This is a genomic window from Halomonas litopenaei, assembly GCF_017303055.1.
GTDB lineage: Bacteria > Pseudomonadota > Gammaproteobacteria > Pseudomonadales > Halomonadaceae > Halomonas > Halomonas litopenaei_A.
In genome coordinates this window covers 188,793-206,034 of record NZ_JAEKJT010000007.1, presented here as the reverse complement: position 1 = coordinate 206,034, position 17,242 = coordinate 188,793, and the positions used below count along the sequence as shown (strand labels likewise).

The 17,242-nt window shown below is 55.6% G+C and carries 11 protein-coding genes, 1 tRNA gene and 1 pseudogene; 9 read left to right on the top strand and 4 right to left on the bottom strand.

Features of this window, described 5'->3' with window-relative positions:
* Positions 1–144: 144 nt before the first annotated feature.
* The 5 genes from JF545_RS15235 (at position 145) to JF545_RS15215 (ending at position 4,753) form a co-directional block, all read left to right on the top strand.
* The gene (locus JF545_RS15235) at positions 145–501 is read left to right on the top strand and encodes a hypothetical protein (RefSeq protein WP_206943458.1); all 357 of its coding nucleotides are present in this window, start codon (positions 145–147) and stop codon (positions 499–501) included.
* A gap of 150 nt (positions 502–651) precedes the next feature.
* A complete protein-coding gene (locus tag JF545_RS15230; RefSeq protein ID WP_206943456.1) occupies positions 652–2,061 on the top strand; it encodes a hypothetical protein in 1,410 nt (469 codons plus the stop codon).
* 122 nt (positions 2,062–2,183) lie between these two features.
* On the top strand, positions 2,184–3,563 hold the full coding sequence (locus JF545_RS15225) for a PIN domain-containing protein (RefSeq protein ID WP_206943454.1): 1,380 nt from the start codon (positions 2,184–2,186) through the stop codon (positions 3,561–3,563).
* Between the two features lie 90 nt (positions 3,564–3,653).
* Positions 3,654–3,980, top strand: a complete 327-nt coding sequence (locus JF545_RS15220) for a hypothetical protein (RefSeq protein ID WP_206943452.1) — start codon at positions 3,654–3,656, stop codon at positions 3,978–3,980.
* Positions 3,981–4,360: 380 nt separating this feature from the next.
* Positions 4,361–4,753, top strand: coding sequence for a hypothetical protein (locus JF545_RS15215; RefSeq protein ID WP_206943450.1), 393 nt, complete (start codon positions 4,361–4,363; stop codon positions 4,751–4,753).
* 431 nt (positions 4,754–5,184) lie between these two features.
* On the opposite strand, the pseudogene JF545_RS15210 reads toward JF545_RS15215, so the two are convergent.
* The 3 genes and pseudogenes from JF545_RS15210 to JF545_RS15200 form a co-directional block, all read right to left on the bottom strand.
* Positions 5,185–6,253 (bottom strand): annotated as a pseudogene (locus JF545_RS15210) (IS3 family transposase).
* A gap of 593 nt (positions 6,254–6,846) precedes the next feature.
* Positions 6,847–8,220 carry a glutamate decarboxylase gene (locus tag JF545_RS15205; protein WP_206943448.1) on the bottom strand — a complete coding sequence of 458 codons (1,374 nt, stop codon included), beginning with the start codon at positions 8,218–8,220 and terminating at the stop codon, positions 6,847–6,849.
* 631 nt (positions 8,221–8,851) lie between these two features.
* Positions 8,852–10,930: a carboxy terminal-processing peptidase gene (locus tag JF545_RS15200; protein ID WP_206943446.1), complete on the bottom strand. Its 2,079-nt coding sequence runs from the start codon at positions 10,928–10,930 to the stop codon at positions 8,852–8,854.
* A 174-nt stretch (positions 10,931–11,104) separates the two neighbouring features.
* Here JF545_RS15200 and JF545_RS15195 point away from each other — a divergent pair, with 174 nt between their 5' ends.
* Positions 11,105–12,436: a M18 family aminopeptidase gene (locus JF545_RS15195; RefSeq protein WP_206943444.1), complete on the top strand. Its 1,332-nt coding sequence runs from the start codon at positions 11,105–11,107 to the stop codon at positions 12,434–12,436.
* 225 nt (positions 12,437–12,661) lie between these two features.
* On the opposite strand, the gene JF545_RS15190 is transcribed toward JF545_RS15195, so the two are convergent.
* Positions 12,662–12,738: transfer RNA gene (locus JF545_RS15190), tRNA-Met, on the bottom strand.
* Between the two features lie 360 nt (positions 12,739–13,098).
* Between JF545_RS15190 and JF545_RS15185 the strand changes: the two genes are divergently transcribed.
* Genes JF545_RS15185 through cybH form a run of 3 tightly spaced genes read left to right on the top strand, consistent with a single transcriptional unit; the run spans position 13,099 to position 16,830 of the window.
* Positions 13,099–14,196 carry a hydrogenase small subunit gene (locus tag JF545_RS15185; protein WP_277987396.1) on the top strand — a complete coding sequence of 366 codons (1,098 nt, stop codon included), beginning with the start codon at positions 13,099–13,101 and terminating at the stop codon, positions 14,194–14,196.
* Positions 14,196–16,010: a nickel-dependent hydrogenase large subunit gene (locus JF545_RS15180; protein WP_206943442.1), complete on the top strand. Its 1,815-nt coding sequence runs from the start codon at positions 14,196–14,198 to the stop codon at positions 16,008–16,010. Before JF545_RS15185 ends, JF545_RS15180 begins: the two co-directional genes overlap by 1 nt.
* 13 nt (positions 16,011–16,023) lie before the next feature.
* A complete protein-coding gene (gene cybH, locus JF545_RS15175; RefSeq protein ID WP_206943440.1) occupies positions 16,024–16,830 on the top strand; it encodes a Ni/Fe-hydrogenase, b-type cytochrome subunit in 807 nt (268 codons plus the stop codon).
* Positions 16,831–17,242: the final 412 nt, after the last annotated feature.

Sequence of the window (17,242 nt, the reverse complement as noted above, 5' to 3'; positions counted from 1 at the left end):
CAGTGTTGCCATATGGATAATAGTGTTGGAACGGTTCATTGCCATTAACTTTTAATAGCGGAGCACTCACTCTTAACAAGGCGAGGCAGGCGATGCAAGAACCCGCACGCCTGCTGGCGGGCGTTAGGCATCTAGGGATGGTCTATGCAATATGATGATGGCGATTGGAAGGAACTCAGAGGAAGAGTGGATTCTGTTGCTAATGCTGTTTTTCCTATTTCAGGCGGCGCTTTAACTTTATCAATTGCTGTTTTCTTAAGATTGAAAGAAACAACTATCAATCTCCAGCCATACGCTGATGATGCGGCTTGCTCTTGGTTTATGCTGCTTGGCTATATTGTTTCATTTGTAGTAGTAAAAATGGTTCTTATAGCTCAGGCTTTTTCACTTAAAATTATGAAGCCTGAAAAAAATAGTTCAACAGTCATCTACAGCAATATAGGCGGCTGGCTAATAGGCGTTCTTGGTCTTTTTATATTTGTTTTGGCATGTACTTGTTAGTAAATCTTGTTGTTTCAATCGCAAATGCCTAACAAGGTATTCAAGTACGTTCCGGCCCTACGGGCCTCCACAGGACAGCCAAAGCTCCGCTTTGCCTGCCCCTTAACACAGTGTTAGAGCGCTATGTACACGAACTAAACGAGGAGAACCATGCTTACGTTTTCGACCATTTTTCCTATCGCAGAGGGCGCCACCGTAGATCAAGTGGATTCGCTGATGCGGACATGGTTGGTGGGCAGCCAGCATTCTGCGTTCGATAAATCTCTTCTTGACGAGGGTAATGGCGAAAGCCAGTGGTCTTTGAACCTCGGCAGGGAACGTGTCGCAGGGATCAAAGTTTCAGATAGTGGCTCTAGTTATCTCGGACTTCGCTACGAAAAGGACGAAGACGATGGCGTTACCTGGACAACCGAAGTCACCTACCATGGCGCTGAATCATTAAGAAGGGTTGCGGTAAAGGTACATTGCGAGTCTGAAACTACCGCTTTGAAATTGCCGCCAGCCCGAAAGCCTTACATCGTGCGTCAGTTCATCTCCGAGCTTGGCGGCGGTTTAGACGGTTGGCAGAAGGTTTCTGACGAGCCGTTATGTTTAGGTAATAGCGACATCGAGCTAGCAGCGGATCTCATAAATGGAGCCTGTCGCAATGAACTCCCAATCGTTTACCTAAGCTCCTCAACCAGCAGAGGTGTCTCTGTTCGCCCGGAGAGTTTGGCCCATAGGCTTTCCGGAATTGCCCATGTAGTGACTGAGCCAAACCGTGAATTCTCATTTCGGCTGATGCATGAAGTTGGTCATAGAAATGCCTACGGTGGAGCAATCGGTATTTATTGGCCGGACCTTAGCGATCGGGAACTTCTTCTGCCCCGGGAATTCGATTATGACCCCAGATCGCTGGGCGGTGAAATTTCTCGTATCATCAGAAACAGAGCAATCAGGTTAAGGACACCCCGAGACTTGACTTGGGCCTTTCAGCGAGAACTGATTGCCAGACAACAAATCGAAAGGCTGCGCAAGGACGGCGCAGCTGACCTAACGGAATATGTAGAAAGTTTCGACGAAGAGCTTAAGGCGAAAGAGGAAGCACTCGATAGAGCGGAAGCTGAGATCCGACGCCTCACCGCGGAGGTGCATGGTCTTCGAACTCGAGGCAAAGCAGTTTCCGGCGTGCCGGTGCTTGCGCGAGGCTCAGAGTTAGACTTGTATGAGAACGAAACGGTCGAGCTGTTGAACGACGTGCTGGCAAAGGCGTTGGGAGATGCTCAAGACAACTCTCGCCGACAACACTTGCTGCAGAGTTTGGTCGCAGCCATTGAACCATCATCAAATCGAGATGAGCTCATAGCAAGGATCAAAGCGGCGCTCAGTCAGTATAGAAAGTTGGATTCAGCAATGTCGCACGAACTCGAAGAACTCGGGTTCGACATCGAGGCTGACGGGAAGCATTACAAAATGACATTCAGGGGTGATCAACGCTACACAATCACCATGCCAAAAACGTCTAGTGATCATCGCGCAGGGAAAAATTTAGTTAGCCAGATCAAGGGCGTACTTTTTTAGGGCGCGCTCTAAAAAATCGCTGAAGGTGACGTTTGATCCACCACCCACTTTTGCTTCCGCAAAAGCGGGCGTCGCCTCAAACGTACCTGAGCTCAGGCGTTACATGTTTGGATTGAAGAATAATGAAAAGTCTATTTAAAGGATTTTATAGGTTAGGTGAGGGCGATTTTGTCGCACTTTGGGATAACGCAATTTTCATTTTTGATACAAATGTACTTTTAAATTTGTATAGATATCAATCTTCTACTCGTGATGCCCTATTACAAGTTATTGAGAAGTTGTCTGATCGTGCCTGGGTTCCTTACCATGTGGGTCTTGAATACCAGCGCAACAGATTAACTGTTATCGCGGAACAGCATAAGAGATTCTCAGAGGTAAAGAATATCGTTGAAAGTGCAGTCTCCGGTATGAAGAACGAATTTGATGCTCTCCAGTTAAAAAAACGCCATAGCTACATCAATCCGGATGAACTCCTAGATAAATTCGACGAGGTTAAAAGTTCATTTGTAAAGGAATTAAGCAACCTTGAAGGCAACAGCATTAGTGTAAATTCAGATGATGAAATTCGAAATAGAATAGACGCCTTATTCGAGGGGAAAATCGGAAGCCCACCAAAGGATCAAAACGAAGTAGACGATATATCTAAAGATGGAGAGTTGAGATATAAAAACAATATCCCGCCGGGATTCAAAGACTCATCAAAAGATGACAAACAGCCAGACGAGTTTACATACGCCGGAATCACGTATAAACGAAAATATGGTGATTTGATAATCTGGAAGCAGATAATAAACCATGCGAAGGAAAATCAAATACAGGATGTAGTCTTTGTAACAGATGATGCGAAGGCCGATTGGTGGTGGAAGGTTGATAGCAACGGTAAAAAAACTATTGGCGTTAGACCTGAGCTAACCGACGAAATCAGTCGTGAAGCAGGGGTTGAGAGGTTCCATGTTTACAATACAGAGGGCTTTTTAAATTTCGCTAACGAAAAACTAAATGCCCAAGTCACAGAAGAGGCAATTGAAGAGGTTCGTGAAGTATCTGATCGAAGGCGTGAAATGGCTATGCGTAATATGCGTATCCATGAACTAGCAAGGTCAGCTGAAAAAGCAGTTTATGAATGGCTTTCTCACTTGTTCGATCAGCTTGAGCTTAATAGAAATGGCTTCCCAGATTTTGTTGGCTACCAAGAAGATCTGAAGTTTGGTTTTGAGGTCAAGCTAACAATGCACCCTAAGAACTTGATGAATCGCATGAATGAAGACTTTTATAGGTCGTACTATCTGCTCAAGGAGCAAGGGTTTCATGAGCTTGCAATTATTTTCGTGGTTCTAGAAGAAGAAGCTGTTCCTGAAGTTCTTCATCGAATTCGTAGGCGCTTACCAGAAATGGACAGTAATTTAAGAATAATCGTAGGTAAAGCTGATTTTGATGAGGATGCTGGATACGTTTATGGATTTACACCCTATGAAGATATCCATATTGGGCATCACATGTAACAAGCGCATGTTGTCGGAATGTTTTTCCGCTGCGCTCCAAATCAGCCGCAAATGCGGGCGTTATACGAACAAGGAGAGGGTGGTTCAACCATGAGCACACACACAGATTTCCGCGCCGTGTACTTCCCTTACTGCATCGAAAAGCAGGCAAATGGAAACTGGGTCGTACTGAACCGAAGCTACAAACCTGTTGGCTTCAACACGGATGATTTTGTGACGTATGAGCAGCATCCCGTTTCAGCTTGCCTTTCCGGTCTTGGCCCCGCGAAGCTGAAGAAACTGTCGTATTCAGGAGAAATCGAGGGAGATAGGGTGTATCTTTATAACGACGGTTGTGTTCCAACGAGCAGCGCTGCGAACATGAAGTTGTATTTAGAGAAGCTCAAAATCCTCGCCGGTCTAAGCCTTTCGCGGTGAACAGATGTTCGTACAACAAGGCACTCCAGACGACATCCTTGCCACCGCTTTGCGTCGCCGAGACCGCGGCTGAGTTTTGGCGTTAGGTGTGTAGTTTCAGGTCCCGAGGATAAATCCAATCAGAAGTAGGGGGAGATATGAAAGTTCTTGTTATCGCAATCGTTCTTACTTTGGTTAGCGGCACCGCTCTGGCCCACGGGGGCGGGTGCCGGAAAAGTTCTCCACCCGGGCAGTGTTGCCATATGGATAATAGTGTCGGAACGGTTCATTGCCATTAACTGTCAATAGCAGAACACTCACACCTAACAAGGCCAGGCAGGCGATGCAAAAACCCGCACGCCTGCTGGCAGGCGTTAGGCATCTTTACTAAGGAGGTGATATTGAGAGATTTCAATCCAGGTGATATACATGGTGATGTCACTATTAACGACAATTCTGAAAATAGCGTATATAAGTTGTTAATTCACTGCAATAATGAAGAGCTTTTACATGAAGAAGCGCATAGAAATCAACTATTAAGGGATGAACGCTCTCGAAAAAATGGTGTTACGTGGAAGTTTCTTGCATTTTTAGCATTGCTACTGCTTGTTGCTGCTGGCTGGTTCTATATTCAAGGATCAATGAATGCTGTAACTTTCCTTATAGGAGCTGCTAGTGTGATGACTGGTATCGCTACATTGCAACAAGCAGATAAGCAAACACCATTTGAGAAAAGACAAATTGCCACACTCAATGAAATTCATACGCTACTTCGAGAAAGAGACGTTCGATAATACCTAACAAGTCAATCAACTTCGCGCCTTCGCCGCTGGACAACTTACACTGCGCTCCGCTCCGTTCCAGCTGCCGGTTATTTGAGGCGTTAGGCATTTAAGGGGGTTCATGGGCATTAGCAATGAAATGATTGCACTCTGGGGTGCAGGTTTGTCTACCTTGTTGGCTTTAATAAAACTATGGGAGCTATGGAATTCTAGGCGACGAATGGAAGTCAGTTATAGTTTTGTTGGAGTGCTTGAAATTGGTAACGACATAATTGTAAGAAACCTATCAGGTACTCCCATTATAATTTCATACTGGGAATTACTGGTTTGTGGGAGTAAAGGGATAAAGTGGACAGCCTATCGTAATGAAAATCCAGCTGAAGATGCGCACGATTGACCTTCTCTCTGATGCAGGTCCACCCACAATGTGAGAAACCGCGCCTTCATGCACATCGCTGGGCATAGGCGACGGGCGGCATATCGTCCAGCGAGCTGTGCGGTCTGACATGGTTGTAGTGGACTCTCCATTGGTCAATTTCATGACGGGCATCGGCAAGGCTCAGAAACCAGTGCTGATTGAGGCAGCTATCCCGGAACTTGCCGTTGAAGCTCTCGATGGAGGCATTCGGCGTCGGCTTGCCTGGCTGGATGAAGGCCAGCGTGACCTTCCGCTCACGCGCCCAAAAGAACATCGCCTTGCTGGTCAGCTCGGGGCCGTTATCGCAGACAATCGATGCAGGCAGCGAGCGGTGTTGCGCGAGCTCGTCTAGGAACCTGGCCAAGCGACGTCCGGAAATGGACGTGTCCACCAGCTGACCAACACACTTTCTGCTGAAGTCATCCACGATGTTCAGCACGCGGAAGCGGCGCCCCGAGGCCAGCTGATCCGAGACGAAGTCCATCGACCAGCGCTGGTCGGGCCTGTCTGGACACGGCATCGGCGCTCTTGGCCGTACCAGTCGCTTGCGCCGCCGGGTGCGAACCTGAAGCCCAGCCTCACGGTATAGCCGGTAGGTTTGCTTGCGATTCACCACCAGGCCCTCCTGCCGCAACAGAGCGTGCAGCAACAGGTAGCCGTAGCGGGGGTAGCAGGTCGCCAAGGCGTTCGAAGCGGCTCATCGTCACGCGGCATCGCCTGGTAGCGGGCCACCGACCGTGGCAGGCCCAGCAATCGACAGGCATGTCGCTGGCTGAGCCAGCCGCCTGTCACCAGGTGCGTTACCGCCTGCCGCTTCGCTTCGGGCGTCACCACTTTCCCGAGACGATCTCCTTGAGCGCAGCATTGTCGAGAGCGGTTTCCGCCAGCAGCTTCTTCAGGCGAGCATTCTCTGCCTCCAGCTCCCGCAGACGTTTGGCCTCTGATACCTCCATACCGCCGTACTTGGCCTTCCAGCGATAGATGGTCTGCTTGGTCACGTCATTCTGCCGAGCCAGCTCGGCCACTGAGACGCCGCGCTCATGCGTCTTGAGGATGGTGATGACCTGCTCTTCGGTGTGTCGATTAGGCTTCATCGCGAGATCTCTGGCTATCAGGGTAAATGTAGCGGAAATGTCACATTGACGGTGGACTGGTTTCTGGGGGAAAGTTCATGAAGAACAAGGCGGGACGAAGGTGAGAATCCTACTCTGGTGTGTTGCGGTGCTGTTACTCGTGTTGATGCTGTTGAGCGGTGCTGGATTCTTGCAGGGCTCGCTGGAGCTGTTTCCGACCGAGGCGCATCAGCGTCAGGCTCGATTGGGCTACGGGGTGGCGTTTATTGGCTTTGCAGTGCTCGAACTCTTGGTCGTGATGTGGCTTTGGAGGGAGAGACGAGAGAGAAGAGAGAGAAGAGAGAGAAGGGCTGTTCGCCGTTAGGTTGTCGATGGCTGGCTTCAGACCGCTAGAACCAAAAAAAGCCGGGGCTTGATGCCCCGGCTTTTTCGTTCTGCGTGCAGCTATATGGCTCTGACTCTGCCTAGCCTTTCACCGTGTGCCGCCCGCTCAGGCCTGGCTTGGCGAAGTCGAGCAGGAGTGACGAGCGACGATCAAGGTTCTGCTGCAGCTCTTTACCCCGTGTTGAGGAATAGGGTGCCGCTGGCGGTGACCAACGGCCTTAGAAGGGCGCTCAACACTTGCTGATGGCTGTTTTCGTATGATCGTGCAACGCCGGGGCGACTGACGTGCCGCCATGTGCTTTTAGCCAGTCGCATGCAGTGACGATATCTCTAGCCAAGCCCTTGATGACGTTGCGGTTGAGATGGGGGCGCACCACGATGCGCAGACTGGTCACGGTTTCTGCGTTCGGTGGCATGGAATAGGCCGAGAGTACCCATCCACGTTCACGCACCTTGGCGGAGATATCAAACTCATTGAAGGTATCGAAGTTGTCTTTGAGCGTGAGCGCGACCACCGGAATTCGCTGTGTCTGATTCATGATGTCGAAGTAGCCGCTCTCCACCAGCAAGTTGCGCAGGTATTTAGCGTTCTCGACTGTATGTAGCATGATCTCGCGGTAACCGTCGTGCCCGAGGCGAATGAAGGTGTAGTACTGGTAGGCGATTTGGGCAGCGCTGCGGGAAAAGTTGAGGGTTGCCGTGGGCATCTCACCGCCAAGGTAATTGACGTAGAACACCAGATCCTCGTTGAAGGTCTCACGGTCACGGAAGATCACCCAACCCAATCCCGGAGGCACCAGCCCAAACTTATGGCCTGATGCATTGATGGACTTGACCCGGGCCAGTCGAAAGTCCCACGGGTAGTCGGGGTAGAGGAAGGGATTGACGAAACCCCCGGACGCGCCATCGATATGCATGGGCACGTTGTGGCCAGTGCGTCGCTCGTAGTCGTCCAGCCAGTCATGAATCGCTTCGATATCATCATCTTCACCCGTGAAGGTCTGGCCAGCGATGGCGACGACGGCGATGGTATTCTCGTCCACCAGTGCATCAAGGTGTTCGGTGGTCAGTCGATAATTGCCGGGCTTGAGTGGCGCAATCCTGGGTTCGACATCGAAGTAGCGCAGGAATTTCTTCCACACGATCTGCACGTTGCCCCCGGTCACCAGGTTGGGCCGCGACGTCTCCTTGCCAGCGGCCTCGCGGGCCTGGCGCCAGTTCCACTTGTGGGCCAGTCCTGCCAGCATGCAGGCTTCAGAGGAGCCCACCGTCGCCGCTCCATACGGGGTGGCCTCCTTCGGCCCGTTCCACAGGTCATGCAGCCAACGGACCATTCGCTGCTCTATAGCGAACAGCTGTGGGTACATGTCATGGTCAATAAAGTTCTTCAGAAAGTGCTGATCAAGCACCTTGAGAGCTTCGGGTTCGGTAAAGGTGGTGACGAAGGAGGAAAGGTTCATGACAGGCTGGGCGTCGGTCCAGGCCTCCGAGTTGACAATGGCCTCCGCCGCTGAGGCCGAGATGCTGCTTCTGGGAAAGTGATGCTCGGGTATGTCTTCGTTGTACTCGTTGACGAACAGGTCAAAGGGAGAGGAATGCTTCATGGTGATGCTCCTATGCGGGTGATGGAACACGTCATCAGTTGCCTCGGGCTGGCCTGTCCTCCATCTGGCGAAGTGCCTTCCTTCCCCGTGCCAGGTGTCTGTGGGTCCTTTTCGCCGTGGCTCCCTTTGGATGTGTTATGGCGAGCCTTCAGCAAGGCTACGCGTCGTGTATTCCTCCGATAGGCGACTATTGCTCTAAATCGCATCCTCCCGATCGCCAGATGGCGTGTGATATCGCTTCATGGTGAGCGCAGCGCTCTGCAACGCCACGCGCAGGGGCGCGTTCACCAGGCCGTAGTGGGGTGAGGTAGATGGAATGGGGTCAGAGCGCACTGAACAGGACGGAAGGATGGAGAAAGCCTTTCTTAAACGATATCTCGCAATACTGCCGGTCACATTGCTGAATACGTCACGTGCGTTCAGTAAGGGGTACTGTTGCCTGTCGCGTCGGGGAGGGTAGATAGCCTTGGAGTTGACGCGCTTCGACGGGACTTTTCCGAAAGATAACCCGCTTTAGATATGCAGCAGTTGTGATGTGGGCTGGCTGTTGTGGGGGCCAGAAACCAAAAAAGCCGGGGCGTGATGCCCCGGCTTTTTCGTTCTGCGTGCAGCTAGGTGGCTGTATCGCGACTTAGCCTTTTACCGCGTACTGCCAGCTCGGGCCGAGTTCGGCGAAGTCGAGCAGGATTTCCGCTGACTCTTCGACTTCGGCGCGGTCGACGGGCTGTTCCTCTTCGGCGTCTTCCTCGGCGGCCAGGTCGGCATCGTCACCGCTCTCGCGGGCATCGCCCCATTCCTCGAGGATATCGAGGCCGAGGGCTTCACGGCGCTCGTTCTCGAGCGACAGCATCTCGGCGTCCTGGGCGTCGGCTTCACGCTGACGCTGCTCGCGGTTGAGGCTGACGCTGGTGTGCTGCTCGCGCAGGCGGCTCGCCAGTTCTGCCCGCTGCTCCAGGTAATGGAAGTTGGGGTGGTCGTCGGCCCGCTGCTGGTGGCGTGTGCGCAGTTCCTTCAGGTACTGGCGCGGGGTGCCATAGCTGCGGTACTGAACGTCACGTACCGTGTCCCAGGGCAGGGCGTTGTCCAGCGCGCTCTCACCGATAATCTCGGGGTCGAGCAGGCTGGGGTACATGATGTCCGGCTTGACGCCGCGGTTCTGGGTACTCTCCCCAGAGATCCGGTAGAACTTGGCGCGGGTCAGCTTGATCTGGCCGTAGCTCAGGTCATTGAGGGTCTGCACGGTGCCCTTGCCAAAGGTGTTGGAACCCACGATCAGGCCACGGCCGTAATCCTGAATAGCACCTGCGAAGATTTCCGAGGCAGAGGCAGACAGGCGGTTGACCAGAACCACCAGAGGACCGTCGTAGAGGGTGCCGCTGTCGGTGTCACCGTACAGGCTGATGCGCCCACGGGCATCACGAACCTGCACGGTAGGGCCGCGATCGATGAACAGGCCGATCATCGAGTTGGCTTCCTGCAGGGCACCACCACCGTTGTTGCGCAGGTCGAGGACGATGCCCTCGACGCCTTCGGCCTTGAGCTTCTCGACCTCGGCGGCGACGTCACGGGTGGTGGAGCGGTAGTTCTCTTCTCCCGCCTGCCAGGCGTCGAAGTCCACGTAGAAGGCGGGCACCTCGATGACGCCGACCTTGTGCACGCCGTCTTCGCGCTGAACCTCGATGACTTCGCTGGAAGCCGCCTGATCCTCGAGCTTGACGGTGTCGCGGGTGATATCGACCACGGTGGAGCGGGTCATGTCGACGGCTTCACCGGGCACCACCTCGAGACGCACCTCGGAGCCTTTGGGACCGCGAATCAGCTCGACCACGTCATCCAGGCGCATGCCGACCACGTTGACGATGTCCTCGCCTTCCTGGCCGACGCCGATGATGCGGTCGGCAGGCTTGAGTGCGCCATCCTTCTCGGCGGGGCCGCCCGGCACCAGGCTGGCCACCTTGACGTATTCGCCGTCGGCCTGAAGCAGTGCGCCGATGCCTTCCAGTGACAGTCGCATCTGAATGTCGAAGGATTCACCCTGGCGCGGCGACAGGTATTCCGTGTGGGGGTCCACGGTGCCGGTAGCGGCGGCCATGATCAGTCCGAACACATCCTCTGAGTTGGTCTGCTCAAGACGGTGCTTCTGGGTCTCGTAGCGCTCGCGCAGGGTATCGATGACCTTGTCGTCGTCCTGTCCACTGATCGACAGCGTCAGGGCGGCGTTGGCCAGGCGCTTGCGCCACAGCTCGTCCAGGCTCTCCTGAGAGGCGGCCCAGGAGGCGTCTTCGCGATCCAGCTCCAGTCGACCCTGCCCATCGAAGGACATGTCGAGGTCATCGATCTCGTCCAGCATCCAGTCAAGGCGTGCTTCGGCGCGCTCGTGATAGCGCTGGTAGAGGTCGTAGGCCCTGGCCAGGGAGCCATCCAGCAAGGCTTCATCCATGCCGGTGCGTAGATCACCGAAGTCATCCACGTCGTCTTGAAGGAAGTAGGCGCGTTGTCCATCCAACACGTCGAGGTAGCGCTGGAAGGCGCGGTTGGACCATTGGTCGTCCAGCTTCACATCCGCGTAGTGGCCGTAACGCAGCGATTCGGCCACCTCCATGGCCGCCTGACGCTGGTCGTCGCCGGGCGTGGGAGTGGCCAGCGCCGTTGGGGCCGCGATCAGCAGGGAAAGCGCCAGGGCGCGACCCGCAGACTCAATCAGGCTCATCAATGAAGCACTCCAGGATTCGTGTACACTCGTCGGTCTGACACCGACTCGGTCGGCGGGTCCCTTGGACCGGATTCGCATTGTAGCAGCTTGCTGTCAATCCTTGTCCTTTACCGTGTTAACAGAGTAAAGGACAAACCTTGAACCATTACTATCATGCATCAGAGGACGCCCATGTCACAGGAGTGCTTGCCAAAGGATGATACCGAATGCGCCAAAAGGCTCAGTCGGTTGCTCGACTTTCTTCGCCGTTCACCCAGCCCTTGGCATGCCACTGCGAACATGGCTCAGCGGCTCGAAGATGCGGGCTACCGCCATCTGTTGGAGATCGACAGCTGGGAATTGGTTCCCGGCGACCGCTTCTATGTGACTCGCAATGACTCCTCCATCATTGCGGTGAACCTGCCCAGCACGCAACCTCTGTCATCGCTGCGTATGGTCGGTGCACACACCGACAGCCCCAATCTACGACTCAAGACCCATGCTGCCCAGCGTTCGGCGGGGTGGTTGCAGCTGGGCGTTCAGGTCTATGGCGGCGCGCTGCTGTCGCCCTGGTTTGACCGGGATCTGGGCCTGGCAGGCCGCATTCACGTCAGACTGCCGAATGGCCAGGTGAAAGGCGTGCTGATCAACGTCGAGCAGGCGATTGCGATCATTCCCAGCCTGGCGATTCATCTGGATCGTGAAGCCAACGACGGGCGTGCGATGAATGCCCAGACCCAGATGGCCCCGGTCGTCATGCAGGCCGATGAGGACGCGACCCTGGAGAGCCTGCTGCAGGAATGGCTGGCGCAGCAGCACGGACTCGGCGATGCCAAGGTGCTGGACTTCGAACTGGGCTTCTACGACCTGCAGCCGCCGTCACTGGTAGGGCTGCGCCAGGAGCTGATCGCCAGTGCCCGGCTGGACAACCTGCTGTCCTGCTTCATGGGGCTTGAGGCCATGCTGGATGCCGATGGCGACCAGGGCATGGTGCTGGTGGCCAATGACCACGAGGAAGTCGGTAGTGCCAGCGCTTGCGGTGCCCAGGGCCCGTTCCTGGCGGACGTGCTGAAGCGCGTGAATGGGCAGGTCGGTGAGGGGACGGAAGAAGGCTACATTCGCCTGATTCAGTCGTCGCGCATGATCTCCTGTGACAATGCCCACGCCCTGCATCCGAACTTCAAGGACAAGCATGATGCGCAGCACGGTCCAAGTCTCAATGGCGGGCCAGTGATCAAGACCAATGCCAATCAGCGCTATGCCACCAACAGTGCCACGGCCGCCATGTTCCGTGATCTGTGCGAGCAGGCGGACGTGCCGGTGCAGACCTTTATCACCCGGGCCGACATGGGCTGCGGCAGCACCATCGGGCCGATTACCGCGACTGAGCTTGGGGTGCCTACGCTGGATGTTGGCGTTCCGCAGTGGGCCATGCACTCGATTCGCGAGACCGCGGGCAGCCAGGATGTCGAGCATCTGACTCGCGTACTGACAGCGTTTTTCAACCAGCCGACACTGGTCTGACCCTCGAGGGACCCAACGAGATAGGGGCGCTGGGCGGGCATGTGATATCCCGCATCACCGCCCGGCAAGATGCAGAGAGACGGCACGCCCTAGACAGTCGCGCCGTCATCTTTGTTTCCAGGCCTACCGGCCTCTGATGCTTGGGGGAAAGGTCAGGGTCCCTCGGCCTATCTCGTCACAACGAAAAAGCCCGTCGATCAGTGATCGACGGGCTTTTTCTGTATCTGGTGGCTACGCCCTGACTCGAACAGGGGACCCCATCATTATGAGTGATGTGCTCTAACCAACTGAGCTACGTAGCCTTTCAATGGCGCTGCATTCTACTTGGCTGACCTGGAATGTCAAGCTGGAAGGCGGCGGTGTGGCCGATTAGCGGCGCTGGCAAGTTGCTTGCCGCCCTGTGCTGATGTGCCGGCTGGGCCGAAAACCTGGCGCACAGCGACCGGTCTCTGGGTTACCGCCGGCAACGGGAAAATACTGCTACCTGTCTGAAAGATATAACGAAAACGTCGTTGGCACATGTATTGCTTTTCTCTTGTGGACCGTGAGCGTCGGCGCTAGCCATAAAGCCGTCCTGATCCCGCGCGATGGATACGCCATTGCCAGCAGGGTGACAAACGCCGATTGAAGATCGATTGACGACCACGACAGGGGAGTCGTTGATGATGGAACCCATCGAGACCTTTTACGACGTGATGCGCCGACAGGGAGTCACGCGTCGCTCGTTCCTCAAGTTTTGCTCTCTGACCGCAGCAGCGCTGGGTCTGGGGCCCGCCTATACGGCCAAGATTGCCCACGCCATGGAAACCAAGCCCCGCACACCGGTGGTGTGGGTCCATGGCCTGGAATGCACATGTTGCTCAGAGTCCTTTATCCGGTCGGCTCACCCATTGGTGAAGGACGTGGTGCTGTCCATGATCTCGCTGGACTACGACGACACCTTGATGGCCGCAGCGGGGCATCAGGCTGAGGCGGCGCTTGCCGACACCATCGAACGCTACAAGGGCAACTACATCCTGGCGGTGGAGGGGAATCCACCGCTCAACGAAGACGGCATGTTCTGCATCGTGGGAGGCCGGCCGTTCGTGGACCAGCTGCGGGAGGCGGCGGCCCATGCCAAGGCGGTCATCTCGTGGGGCTCCTGCGCCAGTCACGGGTGTGTTCAGGCCGCCAGGCCCAATCCCACCCGGGCTACCCCAGTGCACAAGGTCATCACCGACAAGCCGATCATCAAGGTCCCGGGCTGTCCCCCCATCGCTGAGGTCATGACCGGCGTCATCACCTACATGCTGACCTTCGATCGCCTGCCCGAGCTGGATCGTACCGGGCGTCCGAAGATGTTCTATTCCCAGCGAATCCATGACAAATGCTATCGGCGTCCGCACTTCGATGCTGGCCAATTTGTCGAGGCCTTCGATGACGAGGGGGCGAGGCGCGGCTATTGCCTTTACAAGGTCGGCTGCAAGGGCCCGACCACCTACAACGCCTGTTCCACCGTGCGCTGGAATGAAGGCGTGAGTTTCCCCATCCAGGCAGGTCATGGCTGTATCGGCTGCTCGGAGGATGGCTTTTGGGATAAAGGGTCCTGGTACGCCCGCCTGCAGGACGTTCACCAATTCGGTATCGAAGCCAATGCCGATCAGATCGGTGGTGCCGTGGCGACCGGTGTGGGCAGTGCGGTCGCCATTCATGCCGCGGTCACCGCATTGAAACGGGCGCAGGTCAAGCGCCAGTCATCCGTCAGCAAGGAGGAGGTCTGATGACACAGACGCGCACACCCAACGGGTTCGACCTGGATAGAAGCGGCCGCCGCATCGTGGTGGATCCCGTCACGCGCATCGAGGGGCACATGCGCTGCGAGGTCAATGTGGATGACAACAACATCATTCGCAATGCGGTCTCCACGGGGACCATGTGGCGCGGGCTTGAGGTCATTTTGAAGGGCCGTGATCCCCGGGATGCCTGGGCCTTTGTCGAGCGTATCTGCGGCGTCTGTACAGGCTGTCACGCGCTGGCATCGGTGAGAGCGGTGGAAAATGCCCTGGATATACGCATCCCGCGAAATGCTCACCTGATTCGGGAAATGATGGCAAAGGTGCTGCAGTGGCACGATCACGTGGTCCACTTCTATCACCTGCATGCGCTCGACTGGGTCAATCCCGTCAATGCGCTGCGCGCCGATCCCAGGGCCACATCTCGTCTGCAGCAACTGACCGGCCCCAACCATCCGCTGTCATCCCCTGGCTACTTTCGGGATGTGCAGAATCGTCTGAAGACCTTTATCGAGTCTGGCCAGCTGGGCCTGTTCAAGAACGGCTACTGGGACAACCCGGCGTACAAGCTGTCACCGGAGGCGGATCTCATGGCCACCGCCCACTATCTGGAGGCACTCGATCTGCAGAAGGAGATCGTCAAGGTCCATACGGTGTTCGGCGGCAAGAACCCGCATCCCAACTACATGGTGGGTGGGGTGCCTTGCGCCATCAATATCGACGGTGACCTGGCTGCCGGGGCTCCGCTCAATATGGAGCGACTCAATTTCGTTCGGGCTCGTATGGAAGAGGCCTTTGCGTTCTCCCAGAACGTCTACCTGCCGGATGTGATCGCCATTGCCAGCTTCTACAAGGACTGGCTCCATGGCGGCGGTCTCGCTGGCAGCAATGTGATGGATTACGGCGACTACTCCAAGGTCAACTACGACAAGTCCACCGATCAATTGAAGGGCGGTGCCATCGTCGGTGGTAACTGGGACGAGGTGCACGAGGTCGACCCCACCGATCCAGAGCAGATCCAGGAGTTCGTGGCCCATTCATGGTATCGCTATGCCGACGAGTCAAAGGGGCTTCACCCGTGGGACGGCGAGACGGAACACCACTACGAGCTGGGCCAGGCAACCGTAGGCACCCGTACCCACATCCGGGAATTGGATGAGTCGGCCAAGTATTCCTGGATAAAGTCGCCGCGCTGGCGCGGGCACGCCATGGAGGTGGGGCCACTGGCTCGCTATATCCTCAATTACGCCCAGGGCAACGAGTTCGTCATCGACCAGGTCGACAGCTCCCTGGCGGCCTTCAATCAGCTTGCCGGTACCCGCCTTACGCCACGCCAGGCACTGCCTTCGACGATAGGGCGCACCCTGGCGCGGGCGCTTGAGGCGCATTACTGCGCCTCCATGATGCTCGATGACTGGCACGAACTGGTGGCCAATATTCGAGCAGGTGACCTCGCCACGGCCAACATCGAGAAGTGGGACCCAGCCTCCTGGCCCAGTGAAGCTCGTGGGGTGGGTATCGTGGCGGCTCCCAGGGGCATGAACGGCCACTGGATTCGCATCAAGGACGGCAAGATCGAGAACTATCAGTGCATCGTGCCCACCACCTGGAACGGCAGCCCGAGGGATGCCGAAGGCAATATCGGAGCCTTCGAGGCCTCGTTGCTGGGGACCCCGATGGAAAGGCCGGACGAGCCGGTGGAAATCCTGCGCACCCTGCACTCCTTTGATCCTTGCCTGGCGTGCTCCACCCATGTGATGAGCGAGGACGGAGAAGAGCTGTCCCGCGTAACCGTGCGATAGCGGGGGAGGAATCATGTCTCAGCAATCCAAGACGCCGGATGTTGCGCAGACGTCTGCGGCTTCTGTTGACCCAGAAGTGTCGGGCCAGCCGGGCGCACCGCGCCAAGGGGGCGCCGGCAGTGCGGCCGGCGCGCTACCTGACTCCGTCAGGCAGACCTCGGTCTACGTGTACGAAGCTCCATTGCGGCTATGGCACTGGACCAATGCCCTGGCGATTCTCGTGCTGATCGTCACCGGCTACTTCATCGGCAAGCCGCTGCCGACGGTCTCCGGTGAGGCCAGCGATCACTTCGTGATGGGCTACATTCGTTTCGCGCATTTTACCGCAGGATACGTACTGACCATTGGCTTCTTGTTCCGTTTCTACTGGTCATTGGTGGGTAACCATCATGCCAAGCAGCTGTTCAGACTGCCGCTGCATCGCAGCGAATGGTGGCGTGAAGTCTGGTTCGAGCTGCGCTGGTACCTTTTCCTTGAAAAGCGTCCGCGCAAGTACGTGGGGCACAATCCCCTGGCGCAGCTGGCAATGTTCCTTTTTATCACCCTGGGAACGCTGTTCATGATCGTCACGGGTATGGCGCTTTACGCTGAGGGGGCTCTCAGGGGGAGCTGGCAGGACAGCCTGTTTGGTTGGGTTATCCCGCTGGTAGGGCAGAGCCTGGATGTTCACACCCTGCACCGGCTTGGCATGTGGGTCATGGTAGTGTTTATCATCATCCACGTGTACGTCGCGATACGCGAAGACATCATGTCGAGACAGAGCATTGTCTCGACGATGATCTCGGGGGAACGTACCTTCAAAGACGATGAACCCTTCTGATGCACTGATTCAGGAGGTCCCGAGGATTTAGAGGGTTCAAACGTTTCGGAAGATCCAGAAGGGCTAGAAGCAGAGGCCTTGTCGTATACACGCTAGCGGGCTATTTACAAACCCGCTAGCGATTCTTGTCAGTTGATAACGCCTCTAGATGTCAGGAAAAGGTGCCAGATTTTCCGTCCCATGTAGAAATAAGTGGCCGTTGATATATCTCGCCTTAGCCTGTTTAGAAAGCCCTGTCTCGAAAGCCTCTGTCTCGAAAGCTCCTTCTCGATATCCCCTGTCGCGAAATCTTATCTCTCGTGAAATCTTATCTCTCGTTAACGAGCGACTGGGTACCTCCTGGCTTATCTTGATACACCTTATCGAGACGCATCTCACCTATGTGTGCCGTGCCGGCGATGAAGTCGCCTGT

What these genes read in the sequence shown, in the direction of transcription:
- JF545_RS15205 (WP_206943448.1), bottom strand. Translation starts at nt 8,220, where the DNA reads ATGAAGCATTCCTCTCCCTTTGACCTGTTCGTCAACGAGTACAACGAA.
- cybH (WP_206943440.1), top strand. Translation starts at nt 16,024, where the DNA reads ATGTCTCAGCAATCCAAGACGCCGGATGTTGCGCAGACGTCTGCGGCT.
- JF545_RS15195 (WP_206943444.1), top strand. Translation starts at nt 11,105, where the DNA reads ATGTCACAGGAGTGCTTGCCAAAGGATGATACCGAATGCGCCAAAAGG.
- JF545_RS15185 (WP_277987396.1), top strand. Translation starts at nt 13,099, where the DNA reads ATGATGGAACCCATCGAGACCTTTTACGACGTGATGCGCCGACAGGGA.
- JF545_RS15200 (WP_206943446.1), bottom strand. Translation starts at nt 10,930, where the DNA reads ATGAGCCTGATTGAGTCTGCGGGTCGCGCCCTGGCGCTTTCCCTGCTG.
- JF545_RS15235 (WP_206943458.1), top strand. Translation starts at nt 145, where the DNA reads ATGCAATATGATGATGGCGATTGGAAGGAACTCAGAGGAAGAGTGGAT.
- JF545_RS15220 (WP_206943452.1), top strand. Translation starts at nt 3,654, where the DNA reads ATGAGCACACACACAGATTTCCGCGCCGTGTACTTCCCTTACTGCATC.
- JF545_RS15180 (WP_206943442.1), top strand. Translation starts at nt 14,196, where the DNA reads ATGACACAGACGCGCACACCCAACGGGTTCGACCTGGATAGAAGCGGC.
- JF545_RS15230 (WP_206943456.1), top strand. Translation starts at nt 652, where the DNA reads ATGCTTACGTTTTCGACCATTTTTCCTATCGCAGAGGGCGCCACCGTA.
- JF545_RS15225 (WP_206943454.1), top strand. Translation starts at nt 2,184, where the DNA reads ATGAAAAGTCTATTTAAAGGATTTTATAGGTTAGGTGAGGGCGATTTT.